The organism is Clostridium sp. (assembly GCF_026168755.1).
Lineage (GTDB): Bacteria > Bacillota > Clostridia > Clostridiales > Clostridiaceae > Clostridium.
Window position 1 is genome coordinate 1 of record NZ_JAPFDR010000035.1, and the last position, 14,095, is coordinate 14,095.

A 14,095-nucleotide genomic window follows, 5' to 3' on the forward strand; every position below is an offset into this window, starting at 1 on the left:
CCATAGCATAAGCTAGTAAGACCCCTTGAAGAACACAAGGTTGATAGGTCAGAGGTGTAAGTGCGGTAACGTATGTAGCTGACTGATACTAATAGGTCGAGGGCTTGACCAATAAAATAATTCATGTGCAATTTTGAGATAACAATCTCAAAGATCTGGTGATGATGGCGTAGAGGAAACACTCCTTCCCATTCCGAACAGGAAAGTTAAGCTCTACAGCGTCGATGGTACTGCATGGGAGACTGTGTGGGAGAGTAGAACGTTGCCAGGTAGATAAAGTACTCAGTATTAGCTGAGTACTTTTTTTAGGAAAAAAATAAGATAAAACTAAAAATACAACGTTCTACAGGAAAATTTATTGTTGAATATAATCATAAGAGTATAAATATAATTTTTGATCTATTGAAGCACGAGCAAAATAAGGAAGTGGATAAGAGCTATTTAATTTACGTCCTCCGCCAATCATTCATACCAAGCAATCAGTTCTAACTATATAAGTTTTGCCATCAATCTTAACAATAGGTAGCATATCTTCTTTTAAAATAACCAAATCTTTATTTTCTTAGATATTTATTAAAACATTATACCTTAATTTATTATTTAGAGTAAGTAGTACGATACTCGGAAGGAGTACAGTTTTTTATTTTTTTAAATGTTTTTATAAAATAGCTAAAATTATCAAATCCAACACTATAACAAATATTTAATATTTTATCATTAGTTGTAATTAATAGTTCAACAGATTTTTCAATTCTATAATTGTTAATATAATCTATGGGAGTTTTACCAATAACAGATTTAAAAAATCTGCAAAAGTATTGACTATTCATATTAACTTCTTTAGCTAAATCTTCAATATAAATTTTATTTAAATAATTTTTGTCTATATAAATAAATACTTTCTTGATTAAATCAAGTTTATAATTTGCTGATGGAGAATTAATGTTATTCTTTTTTAAAAATTTATTTTCTTGAGCAATATATGAAAGTATTTTAAATAAAGCACCTTTAATAATTAGTTCAAATCCAATGTTTTTATATTTATAAGACTTTATAATACATATAAGTTCATTTAAAATTTTATCATAAATTTTAGAATCATTATCAATAAAAGAAGGTAATTTAAGAGATTTATTACTCAAAGGCGATATATAATTAATTTGACATATATGAAATTGAGTACATGTAAGTAAATTAGAATCAAAAACCATAGCATGATGAATTGATATATTAGCATTTACAGAAGCTATGGAATGAATGCTACCACTATTTATAAAAATATAATCACCTGTTTTTAAGGTATATGTATTCATATCTACAATAATTTCAAACTCTCCTTTTTCAACATATATTATTTCTATCTCATTATGCCAATGAGCATTTACAGAATAGCTTCCTACTTTATTAATATGAGTATATACATGTAATGGAAAAAGGGAGTTACCATGAGATGATTTTTCTTTTAAATTAATATAATTCATAAAAAGACACCTTTCATAAAAAAGTCAAAATAATATTATTTTAAGTTAATATAATGCAAGTTTATTACATAAATAAGTATATATAATTATATCATAAAGTCATAAAATTGTTATTAATTAATAATAAGACGTATAAGTTTGGAGGTTGAATAATGGAGAAAAAGTGGTGGCATAATTCGGTTGTTTATCAAATTTATCCACGGAGCTTTAAGGATAGCAATGGAGATGGAATAGGTGATTTAAAAGGAATTATATCTAAGTTAGATTATATAAAATTTTTAGGGGTAGATGTTTTGTGGATAAGTCCAATTTATAAATCTCCTAATGTAGATAATGGATACGATATAAGTGATTATTGTGATATCATGGATGAGTTTGGAACAATGGATGATATGAAGTTGTTAATAAAAGAAGCAAAATCTAGAGATATAAAAATCATGATGGATCTAGTAGTTAATCATACTTCAGATGAACATAAATGGTTTAAAGAATCTAGAAAAAGTAGGGATAATGAATATAGAGATTTCTATGTATGGAGAAATCCTGTAAATGGAGATGTTCCAAGCTCACTTAAATCAAACTTTGGAGGCAGTGCATGGACTCTAGATAAATCTACTGGTCAATACTATTTGCATATGCATGATAAAAAACAACCTGACTTAAACTGGGATAACCAAAGGGTTAGAGAAAAAATATATGAAATGATGAATTTCTGGCTAGACTTAGGGATTGAAGGTTTTAGAATGGATGTAATAGAGCTTATTGGTAAAGATGTAGATAATTTATTAATTGTAAATGGACCTAATTTACATACATATATACAAGAAATGAATAAAATGACTTTTGGGGATAGAGATATAATCACTGTTGGGGAAACATGGGCAGCTGATACAAATATAGCCAAGTTATATTGTGATCCAAAAAGAAAAGAGCTTGGAATGGTATTTCAATTTGAAGTTATTTCTATGGATAAACAACCTGGAAAAAGAAAATGGGATTTAGCACCACTTAATTTTGTAGAATTTAAAAAAATATTTAGTAAGTGGCAAACTGAACTTCATAGCGAAGGGTGGAATAGTTTATTTGGTAATAACCATGATTTGCCAAGAATGGTATCAAGATGGGGAAATGATAAAGAGTATAGGGTGGAAAGTGCAAAGATGTTAGCAACTATGCTACATATGCAAAAGGGAACTCCTTATATATATCAAGGAGAGGAAATTGGAATGACAAACATAAGATTTGATTCTATAGATGATTATAATGATATAGAATCTTTGAATATGTATAAAGAAAGATTATCTCAAGGGTATAGTTTAGATGAAATAATGGAGTCTATCTATGCGAAGGGTAGAGACAATGCAAGAACTCCTATGCAATGGAATAAAGAAAATAATGCTGGATTTACAACAGGTATTCCATGGTTAAAAGTTAATAAAAATTATAAATATATAAATGTAGAACAAGCAATAAATGATGAAAATTCGATACTTTACTACTATAAGAAATTAATAAAGCTTAGAAGAGAAAGTGATGTAATTAAGTATGGAGATTATAAATTAATTTTAGAAGAACATCCAGAAATTTTTGCTTACACTAGAAGTTGGAATGATGATAATATATTGGTTATTTGTAATTTTTATGGTAATACAATCAATGTATTTTTAGGAGAGGAGTATAGCAAAAAAGATAGTCAGATTATACTTTCAAATTATAAGGATGCTAAAATTTTAGGAAGAGATATAAAGTTAAGACCTTATGAAGCTATAGTCTATAAAGTAGTTTAGGTAAAATAATAAAACAGCATTATTTTACCTGTAATATGTTTTTTTTACTCTTGTTGGTATAATTAAGCTTAATTATAATCTTAAATATATAAAAGATTATAATTTAACTCAAAAGAAAACGTATAACAAGGATTTTGAGTTAGTGGTTTATGTGCATAAGCAAAAGCAATTATTTACCTATAGAGGAGAGTGATAAATTGAATATTACTTATAATACAGAAAACAAGACTTTTCATTTGCAGAATAATAATATTAGTTATGTAATGAAAATAATAAAAGATGGTTATCTAGTTCATTTATATTGGGGAAAAAGAGTTAATCAATATAATGAAAGTAATCCAATCGCATTTTATGATAGGGGATTTTCTCCTAATCCAGATCCAGATGATAGAACTTTTTCTTTAGATACAATTCCTTGTGAGTATCCTACTTATGGAAATGGAGATTTTAGGATTCCTGCATATCAAGTTGAACTTGAAAATGGTTCGAGAGTTACAGATGTTCGCTACAAAGAGCATAGGATATATGATGGTAAGCCTAAGCTAGAAGGTTTACCAAGCACTTATGTAGAAAACGATTTAGAAGCAAAAACATTAGAAATAGATATGGAAGATAAACTTATTGGTTTAACTATCACATTAACCTATACAATATTTAAAGATTTTGATGTTATATCTAGATCAGTAAGTTTTAAAAATAATGGAAAAGAAAATTTTAAATTAGGAAAAGTATTAAGTGCAAGTGTTGATTTTAGGGAAAAGGATTTCGAATTAATTACTTTATATGGTGCTCATACTAATGAAAAAAATATAGCAAGACGCCCTATAATATCAGGAATACAAATGATTGAAAGTTGTAGAGGGGCAAGCAGTCCTCAACAATCGCCATTTTTAGCACTTGTAAGAAAAAATACTGATGAAGATAATGGAGAAGTATATTCTTTTAATTTTGTATATAGTGGAAATTTTGTAGGTCAAGTCCAAGTAGATCAATACTGTAATACTAGAGTAGGTATTGGAATTAATGATTTTGATTTTTCATGGCTTTTAGAAAGTGGAGAGCGTTTCCAAACGCCAGAAGTAATTATGACTTATTCATCAAAAGGGTTAAATGAAATGTCTAGAACTTATCATAAATTATATAGTACTAGATTATGTAGAGGTGAATTTAGGGATAAACCTCGTCCAATATTAATAAATAATTGGGAGGCTACATTCTTTGATTTTAATGCAGATAAAATTGAAGATATAGCTAAGATAGGAAAAGAATTGGGGATGGAACTATTTGTTTTAGATGATGGATGGTTCGGAAAAAGAAGTGATGATAAATCTTCACTAGGAGATTGGATTGTAGATAGAAATAAACTATCAAAAGGATTAGATGATTTAGTAAATAGAATCACAAATATTGGACTTAAGTTTGGAATTTGGTTTGAGCCAGAAATGATTTCAGAAGATAGTGATTTATATAGAACTCATCCAGATTGGTGCTTAAGAGTTCCTAATCGAACACCTATAGTGGGAAGAAACCAGCTAGTTTTAGATTTATCTAGAAAAGAAATTTGTGATTACGTAATAACAGCAATATCTAATATACTTTCAAATCCATTAATAACCTATGTTAAGTGGGATATGAATAGACATCTAACAGATATATGGTCAAGTTCCTTACCGGCTATTAGACAAAAAGAAACTGCTCATAGGTATATATTAGGTCTTTATTACATACTAGAAGAACTTACATTAAAATTTCCAAAAGTTTTATTTGAAGGTTGTTCAAGTGGTGGTGGAAGATTTGATGCAGGAATGCTTTATTATATGCCACAAACATGGACTAGTGATAATACAGATGCAGTTTGTAGAATGAAAATACAGTATGGAACAAGCTTGGTATATCCACCAATAACAATGGGAGCACATGTATCTGCAGTACCTAATAATCAGGTTGGTAGAATTACTCCTTTAGAAACTAGGGCTCATGTAGCTATGTCTGGTAATTTTGGCTATGAATTAGATTTAACTAAGATTACTGAAAAGGAAAAAGAACTAATAAAGGAGCAAATTAAGGTATATAAAGAAATAAGAAATATAGTTCAGTTTGGAGATTTTTATAGAATATTAAGTCCTTTTGAATGCAATGAAACTGCTTGGAATATAGTTTCAGAAGATAAAGAAGAGTTTGTAGGAATGTATTTCAAGATACTTTCGGAACCTGGAACTGCAATAAAAATATTAAAGTTTAAGGGGTTAAATCCAGATTATTATTATGAAAATATTGATACTAAGGATGTATATGGTGGTGATGAACTTATGAATGTTGGAATAACACTTACTAGGGAAAAAAAGGACTTTATAAGTAAATTATGGAGATTTAAAAAAATATAGATATTTATAAATTTGATAAATACTTGAGAGGGGATATATTATGGCTAGTAAAAAAGATATAAAAGAAAATACTAAGCAGATTTTAAATTCGCTTGGGGGAGCGGAAAATATAATAAGTGCAGCACACTGTGCTACAAGATTAAGATTAGTATTAAAAGATGAATCAATAGTAGATTTAAAAGAATTAGAAAATGTACCATTATATAAAGGGCAATTTTCTAATGCGGGACAATTTCAAATAATATTAGGTAGTGGAATTGTAGATGAAGTATATAAAGAATTAATTAAATTAGCAGGTATATCAGAGTCTACAAAAGCAGAAGTAAAAGCACAGGCTGATAACAAATTAAATCCTATTCAAAAAATAATAAAGATTTTAGCAGATGTATTTGTACCAATATTACCTGCACTTGTAGCTAGTGGATTATTAATGGGTTTAAATAATGTATTAACGTCTCAGGGACTTTTTGTTGAAGGAAAATCATTAATGGATATGTATCCACAGATGGGAGATTTAGCTAACTTTATAAATATACTTGCTAATGCAGCATATTCATTTTTACCAATATTAGTTGGTTTCTCAGCAACAAAATTATTTGGAGGAAATCCATATTTAGGAGCGGTTATTGGAATGATAATGGTGCATCCAGATTTACTAAATGGATATGGATATGGTGATGCTGTATTAAATGGAACATTACCAACTTGGAATATATTTGGCATAACTATAGAAAAGGTAGGATATCAAGGAACAGTTTTACCAGTATTAGCAGCTTCATATATTTTAGCTAAATTAGAGAGATTACTTAGAAAAGTAATACCAGAAGTATTAGATAATTTGTTAACTCCACTTTTATCTGTATTAATAACAAGTGTTTTAACTTTTACAGTAGTTGGTGGAATAATGCGTGGTGCTGGTGATATCATAGCTAATGGGTTATTATGGTTACATGATAGTTTAGGAGTTATAGGTGGAGCGATATTTGGATTAATTTATGCACCATTTACATTGACAGGAATGCATCATAGTTTATTACCAATAGATATACAATTTTTAGCTAATACAGCGGTAACGGGTGGATCATTTTTATTAGCAGTAGCAGCATGTAACAATGTAGCCCAAGGAGCAGCAGCACTTGCAGCTATGATAACGTCTAAAGATGAAAAATTAAAGAGTGTAGCATTAACATCAGGAATATCAGCAATGCTTGGGATTACAGAGCCAGCAATGTTTGGTGTTAACTTAAAATTAAAATTTCCATTTTACGGGGCGATGGTGGGTTCTGCGGTAGGTGCAGCATATTGTACATTTACAAATGTATTAAATATTTCATCAGGAGCAGCTGGAGTAATAGGATTTGTGTGCATTAGACCAGAATCTATAATAAACTTCTTTATAAGTATAGGTTTAGCTTTTATAGTAGGATTTTTATTAACATTTATATTAAGCAAATCAGTAAAAATGAATACTAGTGTAGAAAAAGAGGGAAATATAAAAGAAGTATGCTAGAATAATAATAAAAAGTATTGAAATTTAGAGGATTAATATGCTAAATAATATTAAAAAAACATCTGTAGGATTTAAGTTTTTATCACAAATACCATTAGTTTTAATAAATGGTGCTGGATATCAAAATATAATATCACATGATTATGTTTGGAATGGAAGAAATAGAAAAGATAATCAATGTATACTTCAATATACTTTAAGTGGTGAAGGTGAGATAGAAATTAAAGATAAAGTATATAATCTTAAAAAGGGTGATGCTTTTTTAGTGGACACTCCTAGTGATCATTGCTACATATTACCGGATAAATCAGATAGGTGGGAAGTGATTTATATTGAGTTTTCTAAAGAGGCACTTCCGCTCTTTAAGAAGATATATGATATGAAGGGGCATATTGTACATTTTGATATTGAAGAAAAAATAGTTCAAGCAATAATTAATATTTATAAAAAGTGTATTGAAGATGAATTTAAAGATATTTATCAAAATTCTAAGTATGCTTATAAATTTATTATGGATATAATAAGCTATTTTTTTGATGAAAATCAAAATAAGATATTACCAACAAGAATAGAGTCTAGTAAAAAATTTATTGAAGAAAATTATAATAAATTAATAGGCTTAGATGATATAGCAAACCATATTAATTTATCTAAATTTCATTTTACAAGAGAATTTGAAAAGGAAGTTGGAATGACTCCTGGTAAGTATATTATTAAGATAAGACTTAAGAAAGCTATAGAGTTACTAACATTTTCAAAGGATATGACAATCGAAGAAATAGCTATAGAAACTGGATTTAATTGTGGAAATTATTTTAGTAAGGTATTTAAAAAATATATAGGAATATCTCCAAGTACATATAGAATGAGTAATAATTATGAAGAAATTAGAACAAGATTTTTTGATTAAATATAATCTATATAATTATATTTTTATATAAATACTTGAAAATGTTTTTTAATGCACTATAATGAAAAAATTGTGCGTACAATAGTTTAGTGTGAGATCAAGTAATTGATCTCACGCTTATTTTGAAGAAAAATTTTAATATGATAGAAAGTTATGGTGATATTTAATTTTATTGCTTCAAGAACTACTTTTAATTGATTTAACTACATTTATATTTAATTTTATACCATATGTAGCTTATAATAGAATTAAAAAATTTGTTAGATATTATAATTTAAAAGGTAAATGACATAGTTCTATTTGATGAAATTATAGTATATAAAAATGAGAGATATATTTATGGATTAGGAGATACTATGGATAAAAATAATAATATAGAAAAAAGAATGATAGGTTATAATAGCTTTAAATGTATAGCTGATAAATGTAAATTTACATGTTGTTCTGGATGGGATATTAATATAGATATTAATACATATGAAAAATGGAATAAAGAAAAAAATAAATGTAAGGACATGTTAAATAAATTAAAGTTTATAGATAACGATTATATAATTGTTAATAAGAAAACAAGCGATACATGCCCCTTTTTAGATAATAAAGGACTATGTGATATTGTAAAAAGTAATGGAGATGAATATTTATCATTAACATGTCAAAGGTTTCCTAGGATAGAAAATACATTTGAAGGGATAAAGGAGCTTACATTATCATGTTCATGTCCAGAAGTAGTAGATATTATAGATAAAATTGAAGAGGAAATAATATTATTAAATTGTAATAATAATGATGATGATACTGATTTACCAATAGAAATAAAAATAAGAGATACTATTATAAAAATAATTAAAGAAAAAAATCTAAATATTGAAAGTAAGCTTCTTATAAGTTATAGAATGTTACTGAATATTTTAGATAATGAAGAACTTACAGAAGAAATTGTTTTGAATGAACTTGAAAAGTATAATAATATAATTTTACAAGAAACATTACAAAATAAAAGTGATTATAATAAAACATTTAGAACAATTAATAACTTATTTTTAGATATAATAGAAAATTATAAAGATGTTTCAGTATTGAAGAGTTCATTAAATTATATTTCACAGATTTCTATGAAGATTTATAAAGGAGAAATAAAAACTAGTGAATTAATAGAGTTATGGGATGAATTTATTGATTATTTTAGTAAGTATAATAAATTCATTGAAAAGTGCATTGTAACTAAAGTTTTAGGGAATTGTCTTAATGAAGACATAGAGGAAATAGCTATAAATTTAGAACTTATAATTTTAGAATTTGTATTATTGAGATATAGTGTATTTTTAAAAGTATTTTTAGGGGATAATGAAAACTTATTGCAAAATATAAAAGATTATATGGTAGTTTTTTCAAGAATTATAGGTAATAATTCTGATGCAGTTGTTGAATTTATTGAAGAGCAATATGGAGATATACTATTTACAGTTGAATATTTACGAAAATTTCTATTATGTGATTTTATATAGAAATTGAAGTAGTTATATAAAAGGCTCAAGGATTAAGTTGCTTGGGCCTTTTATATTCATTTAAAAATTTCATAAAGAAAATATAGATGTATTTTTGTTTATAAAAATTAATTAATGTAAAATATAAATATAAGATTAAATAAATTTTATTAGGAGGACATATGGAGATATACACTATAGGACATTCTAATTATACAGTTGAAAAGCTTATTGATATGTTAAGGCATTATAATATTAATTGTGTAGTGGATATTAGAGGAACACCTTATTCTAAATATAATGTTCAATTCGATAAGGAGACTATAAGATATACTTTAAGTAAGGCAGGATTTATTTACATATATATGGCTAAGGAGTTAGCTGCTAAAAGAATAAACAAGCAATCATATAATGATGAAGGATATTCTGATTTTGAGAAAGTAATAAATGAAAATGAATTTTTAGAAGGAATAGAAAGATTAAAAAATGGTTGTAATAAGGGGTATAAGATAGCTTTATTAGGAGCTATGCAAGAACCTATAAGATGTCATAGGTCTATTTTAGTAGGCAAAGCATTAAGGAAAGCTGGATTTGATGTTAAACATATATTAGATGATTATTCTATAGCATCACAAGATGATATAGAGCAAATGCTTTTAGATAAATATTTTAGTAATAGAAATCAAATGACTATTTATGATTTAATTGGAAATGTTCTAACTAGAGAAGAAATGATAGAAGAAGGCTATAGAATAGCAAATAAAGAAATAGGATATAGAATAGAGCATTTATAATATTAAAAAATCCATCAGATTTATTTTGATGGATTTTAATTTAATAAAAATATACTGGCTTTTATTTTTTGATGAGCTTTTCTATATTCAGAAGCAGACATATCAAAACGTTTAGAGAAGATTTTAGAAAATAATAATGGGTCATTATAACCAACTTTATTTGCAATTTCTGCTATAGATAAACTAGTTTCTTTTAAAAGTAAAGAGGATTTATACATTATAATATTAATTAAATAACTTTGAGTAGATTCACCAAGATGTTTAATAAACATTTTATATAAATAACTTCTTGTATATATGTATGAGATAAATTAGTATCACATTTAAAATCTTTAGGGAATTTTGAATAGATAGTATATAAAAGCAAATGTAGTTTGCCTTTTTTAACTTATATGTTTTATTATCAATTTTAAAAATTCCACTACCTTTTGAAATATAATGTATGACAGCATTTTTTACTACGTCATAATTATAACCAACATTTGGGGTACCTGGTTCTATTCCGCATTCATCTAAATTTACTTCAAAATTATTAATTTTATATTTTACCATAAAATTTGAATTTTTTTCTTCTAATTATTTTGGAAACATTATAACATATTTTAGCGCTCTAACTCTATGTAAACGTAAAAATTTATGGATTATAATATGAATATATTGAGTAAGCGCTTTCTAAATATAAAAAAATATGTTTCTTATTCATTATTTTAATGAATAAGAAAGGTGATTAAAGGTGTTATTAAACTCATATCATGAAGATATTTCTTCTTTACATATAAATATGATGCCTCGAAGAAGCTATTATATTCCATTTGAAAATATTAATGAAGCTATTAAAAATACAAATAGAGAAGAGCAAAAAAGATTTAATTCATTAAATGGAGTAAGGAAATAAATTTTTAGTTTTATTTAAGATTTGAGTAAAAATAAGGGGGATTTGAAATGACACGACTTGGAATTTCTATATATCCAGAACATTCAACAAAAGAAAAAGATATTGAATATATTCGATTAGCAGGAAAATATGGATTTAAAAGAGTATTTACATGCTTATTGAGTATAGGTAAAAAAACAAAGTCAGAGTTGATAGAGGAATTTAGAGAGTTAATTGATGTTGCACATGAAGAGGGGATGGAAGTAATACTTGATGTTAATCCAAATGTATTTAAAGAGTTAAATGTATCTTATGATAATTTATCTTTATTTAATGAAATACATGCAGATGGAATACGATTAGACGAAGGGTTTGATGGAGTAAAGGAAAGTCTAATGACATATAACGATAATGGATTAAAAATAGAGTTAAATGCAAGTTCAGGAAGAGGTTACTTAGATAATGTAATGAGTAATTTTCCTAACAAAGATAGGATTATTACTTGTCATAATTTTTATCCACAAAGATTTACAGGGCTAAGTTTAGAGCATTTTAATAATTGTAATGAAGCTATGAAGGAGTATGATTTACATACAGCAGCATTTGTATCTAGCAATAATGAAAATACTTTTGGGCCTTGGCCAGTAAAAGAAGGATTATGTACATTAGAAATGCATCGTGATTTACCTATAGATTTACAAGTAAGACATCTGTATGCAACTAGAATGGTTGATGATATCATAATTGGAAATGCTTATGCTTCTGAAGAAGAGTTAAAATCATGTGCTGATATTAAACCTGGGATTTTAACATTTGGAATTGAGTTAGACAAGGAGTTAGCTTCAATTGAACATGAAATTTTATATTATAAGCAAAATCATGCTAATAGAGGAGATGTTAGCGAATATATGGCTCGTTCTAGTAATCCAAGAGTAACATTTGCTAATGAAAGTATTCCAAAGGCAAATACTGTTGATATGAAAAGAGGAGATGTTGTTATATTAAATGACGAATATTCAAGATATAAGGGTGAGCTTCATATTGTACTAAAGGATATGCCTAATGATAGAAGAAAAAATGTAATTGGTCATATACCAGAAGAAGAGTTATTTTTACTTGATTATATGGAGCCAAGAAAAATATTTACATTTAAAAAAGATTTTAAATAAGAATATAAGAAAGAGAGTGAGAGAGTAATATGAAAAAGATATATTTATTTTGTAGCGCTGGAATGTCAACAAGTATGTTAGCTAATATTATGCAAAAGGTTGCTGATTCACATAAGCTTCCATTAGAAGTTAAGGCTTTCCCTGATAGCAAAATAGATGAAATTGTTGAAGAAAAGCACCCTGATGTAATTTTATTAGGACCTCAAGTAAAGTATAGATATAAAGAAATTTCAAGTCGTTATGAAAATACAGGAGTTCCAATTGAAGTAATTAATTCTGATGATTATGGAATGATGGATGGAGAAAAGATATTAAAACATGCAATAAAACTTATAAAGAAGAGTAAATAGAAAGAGAGGTAGTTTATTAATGTTAGATAAATTAGAATCAATTTTTATACCTCTTGCTGAAAAAATAGGGAAAAATAAATATTTAACTTCTATTAGAGATGGTTTTTTACTTACAACACCATTATTAATTATAGGGTCATTTTTCTTACTTATTGCAAATTTTCCTATTGTAGGATGGACAGAGTTTTGGGCAAGATTTTTTGGTGAAAATTGGACAGCCTATATGGCTAAGCCGACAAATGCAACATTTGATATTATGGCTATTTTAGCTGTAATAGGGATTGCATATTCTTTTGCTAGAGAGTTAAAGGTAGATAAATTATCAGGAGCTGCTGTAGCTTTAGTATCATGGTTTATCTTAATGCCGTATAAGGTTTCAGATGGTACTACAACTTTATCAGGAATTCCATTAGACTGGATTGGGTCTAAAGGGATATTCATAGGGATAATAACTACATTTGTATCAATACACATATATGCATGGGTAATTAAAAAAGGATGGATAATTAAAATGCCTAAGGGGGTTCCACCAGCAGTTTCTCAATCATTTGCAGCGTTACTTCCTTCAGCCGTAGTTTTAACTATATTCTTTTTAATTAATAGTTTATTAGCACTTACACCATATAATAATGCATTTGAATTTATATTTAGGTTCTTACAACAACCACTTTTAGTTTTAGGAAATACATTAGGTGCAGTTATAGTTGCTATGGGATTTCAGCATTTTTTCTGGTTCTTTGGAATAAATGGTGGATCTATTGTTGGTAGCATAATGCAACCAATATTAACTCCTCTTTCAATTGAAAATTTAGCTGCGTATCAAGCAGGAACTACAATTCCAAATGTAATAAATCAACAGTTTTATGATTTATTCACTACATTTGGAGGTGCAGGGTCAACTTTATCAATGTTAATTGCAATGATTATTTTATGTAAATCAAAGCGTATTAAGAATTTAAGTAAAATTTCAGTTGTACCTGCATTGTTTGGAATAAATGAACCTGTTGTATTTGGATTACCTATAGTATTAAATCCAACAATTTTAATTCCATTTTTATTAACACCACTTGTAAATATTGTAATATCATATTTTTCAATGGTTAGTGGGTTAGTTCCATTTACTAGTGGGATAAGTATACCTTGGACAACACCTGTTATTGTATCTGGATTCTTGACAACAGGGTGGAGAGGAGCAGTTCTTCAATTAATTCTTGTAATTATAGGTGTATTTATTTATATGCCATTTGTAAAGATGATGGATAAGCAATATCAAAATGAAGAATTAAAAGCAGATGATAGTTCAGACGATGATATTTCTCTTGATGATTTATCATTTGATGATTTATAGG

Annotated in this window: 13 protein-coding genes and 2 rRNA genes; 12 read left to right on the top strand and 3 right to left on the bottom strand. The window is 27.2% G+C overall.

What is annotated here, in order from left to right; all coding sequences use genetic code 11:
* Both Q0Y03_RS11475 and rrf read left to right on the top strand, forming a co-directional pair.
* Positions 1 to 112: ribosomal RNA gene (locus Q0Y03_RS11475) — 23S ribosomal RNA — on the top strand; the annotation flags it as partial.
* A gap of 42 nt (positions 113 to 154) precedes the next feature.
* Positions 155 to 271: ribosomal RNA gene (gene rrf, locus Q0Y03_RS11480) — 5S ribosomal RNA — on the top strand.
* Positions 272 to 596: 325 nt separating this feature from the next.
* On the opposite strand, the gene Q0Y03_RS11485 is transcribed toward rrf, so the two are convergent.
* A complete protein-coding gene (locus Q0Y03_RS11485; RefSeq protein WP_297713963.1) occupies positions 597 to 1,481 on the bottom strand; it encodes an AraC family transcriptional regulator in 885 nt (294 codons plus the stop codon).
* A gap of 152 nt (positions 1,482 to 1,633) precedes the next feature.
* Between Q0Y03_RS11485 and Q0Y03_RS11490 the strand changes: the two genes are divergently transcribed.
* From Q0Y03_RS11490 to Q0Y03_RS11515, 6 genes are all read left to right on the top strand, one after another.
* Entirely contained in the window at positions 1,634 to 3,268 is a 1,635-nt protein-coding gene (locus tag Q0Y03_RS11490; protein WP_297713964.1) for an alpha-glucosidase, read from the top strand.
* Between the two features lie 197 nt (positions 3,269 to 3,465).
* Positions 3,466 to 5,652 carry an alpha-galactosidase gene (locus Q0Y03_RS11495; protein ID WP_297713965.1) on the top strand — a complete coding sequence of 729 codons (2,187 nt, stop codon included), beginning with the start codon at positions 3,466 to 3,468 and terminating at the stop codon, positions 5,650 to 5,652.
* 40 nt (positions 5,653 to 5,692) lie between these two features.
* A complete protein-coding gene (locus Q0Y03_RS11500) occupies positions 5,693 to 7,162 on the top strand; it encodes a sucrose-specific PTS transporter subunit IIBC (protein ID WP_297713966.1) in 1,470 nt (489 codons plus the stop codon).
* 37 nt (positions 7,163 to 7,199) lie between these two features.
* Positions 7,200 to 8,072, top strand: a complete 873-nt coding sequence (locus tag Q0Y03_RS11505) for a helix-turn-helix domain-containing protein (protein WP_297713967.1) — start codon at positions 7,200 to 7,202, stop codon at positions 8,070 to 8,072.
* Positions 8,073 to 8,428: 356 nt separating this feature from the next.
* On the top strand, positions 8,429 to 9,580 hold the full coding sequence (gene fliB / locus Q0Y03_RS11510; protein ID WP_297713968.1) for a flagellin lysine-N-methylase: 1,152 nt from the start codon (positions 8,429 to 8,431) through the stop codon (positions 9,578 to 9,580).
* A gap of 161 nt (positions 9,581 to 9,741) precedes the next feature.
* Positions 9,742 to 10,353 (top strand): DUF488 domain-containing protein, encoded by a 612-nt coding sequence (locus tag Q0Y03_RS11515; RefSeq protein ID WP_297713969.1) that lies wholly within the window; start codon positions 9,742 to 9,744, stop codon positions 10,351 to 10,353.
* 35 nt (positions 10,354 to 10,388) lie between these two features.
* Here Q0Y03_RS11515 and Q0Y03_RS11520 read toward each other — a convergent pair whose 3' ends face one another.
* Positions 10,389 to 10,661, bottom strand: coding sequence for a helix-turn-helix transcriptional regulator (locus tag Q0Y03_RS11520; protein WP_363318744.1), 273 nt, complete (start codon positions 10,659 to 10,661; stop codon positions 10,389 to 10,391).
* Positions 10,627 to 10,905: an AraC family ligand binding domain-containing protein gene (locus Q0Y03_RS11525; RefSeq protein WP_297713970.1), complete on the bottom strand. Its 279-nt coding sequence runs from the start codon at positions 10,903 to 10,905 to the stop codon at positions 10,627 to 10,629. The genes Q0Y03_RS11520 and Q0Y03_RS11525 overlap by 35 nt, the downstream gene beginning before the upstream one ends.
* Before the next feature lie 181 nt (positions 10,906 to 11,086).
* Here Q0Y03_RS11525 and Q0Y03_RS11530 point away from each other — a divergent pair, with 181 nt between their 5' ends.
* From Q0Y03_RS11530 to celB, 4 genes are read left to right on the top strand one after another with little or no spacing between them, the layout of a single operon-like run.
* A complete protein-coding gene (locus Q0Y03_RS11530; protein ID WP_297713971.1) occupies positions 11,087 to 11,248 on the top strand; it encodes a hypothetical protein in 162 nt (53 codons plus the stop codon).
* Positions 11,249 to 11,295: 47 nt separating this feature from the next.
* Positions 11,296 to 12,396: a MupG family TIM beta-alpha barrel fold protein gene (locus Q0Y03_RS11535; RefSeq protein ID WP_297713972.1), complete on the top strand. Its 1,101-nt coding sequence runs from the start codon at positions 11,296 to 11,298 to the stop codon at positions 12,394 to 12,396.
* A 29-nt stretch (positions 12,397 to 12,425) separates the two neighbouring features.
* Positions 12,426 to 12,746: a PTS sugar transporter subunit IIB gene (locus tag Q0Y03_RS11540; RefSeq protein ID WP_297713973.1), complete on the top strand. Its 321-nt coding sequence runs from the start codon at positions 12,426 to 12,428 to the stop codon at positions 12,744 to 12,746.
* Between the two features lie 19 nt (positions 12,747 to 12,765).
* Complete coding sequence (gene celB / locus Q0Y03_RS11545) at positions 12,766 to 14,094, top strand: PTS cellobiose transporter subunit IIC (RefSeq protein WP_297713974.1); 1,329 nt, start codon at positions 12,766 to 12,768, stop codon at positions 14,092 to 14,094.
* The last annotated feature ends 1 nt before the right edge of the window (position 14,095 follow it).

Excerpts from the sequence above, each read along its gene's own strand:
- Q0Y03_RS11500 (WP_297713966.1), top strand. The coding sequence starts at position 5,693 with ATGGCTAGTAAAAAAGATATAAAAGAAAATACTAAGCAGATTTTAAAT.
- Q0Y03_RS11485 (WP_297713963.1), bottom strand. The coding sequence starts at position 1,481 with ATGAATTATATTAATTTAAAAGAAAAATCATCTCATGGTAACTCCCTT.
- Q0Y03_RS11515 (WP_297713969.1), top strand. The coding sequence starts at position 9,742 with ATGGAGATATACACTATAGGACATTCTAATTATACAGTTGAAAAGCTT.
- celB (WP_297713974.1), top strand. The coding sequence starts at position 12,766 with ATGTTAGATAAATTAGAATCAATTTTTATACCTCTTGCTGAAAAAATA.
- Q0Y03_RS11535 (WP_297713972.1), top strand. The coding sequence starts at position 11,296 with ATGACACGACTTGGAATTTCTATATATCCAGAACATTCAACAAAAGAA.
- Q0Y03_RS11540 (WP_297713973.1), top strand. The coding sequence starts at position 12,426 with ATGAAAAAGATATATTTATTTTGTAGCGCTGGAATGTCAACAAGTATG.
- Q0Y03_RS11525 (WP_297713970.1), bottom strand. The coding sequence starts at position 10,905 with ATGGTAAAATATAAAATTAATAATTTTGAAGTAAATTTAGATGAATGC.
- Q0Y03_RS11490 (WP_297713964.1), top strand. The coding sequence starts at position 1,634 with ATGGAGAAAAAGTGGTGGCATAATTCGGTTGTTTATCAAATTTATCCA.
- fliB (WP_297713968.1), top strand. The coding sequence starts at position 8,429 with ATGGATAAAAATAATAATATAGAAAAAAGAATGATAGGTTATAATAGC.
- Q0Y03_RS11505 (WP_297713967.1), top strand. The coding sequence starts at position 7,200 with ATGCTAAATAATATTAAAAAAACATCTGTAGGATTTAAGTTTTTATCA.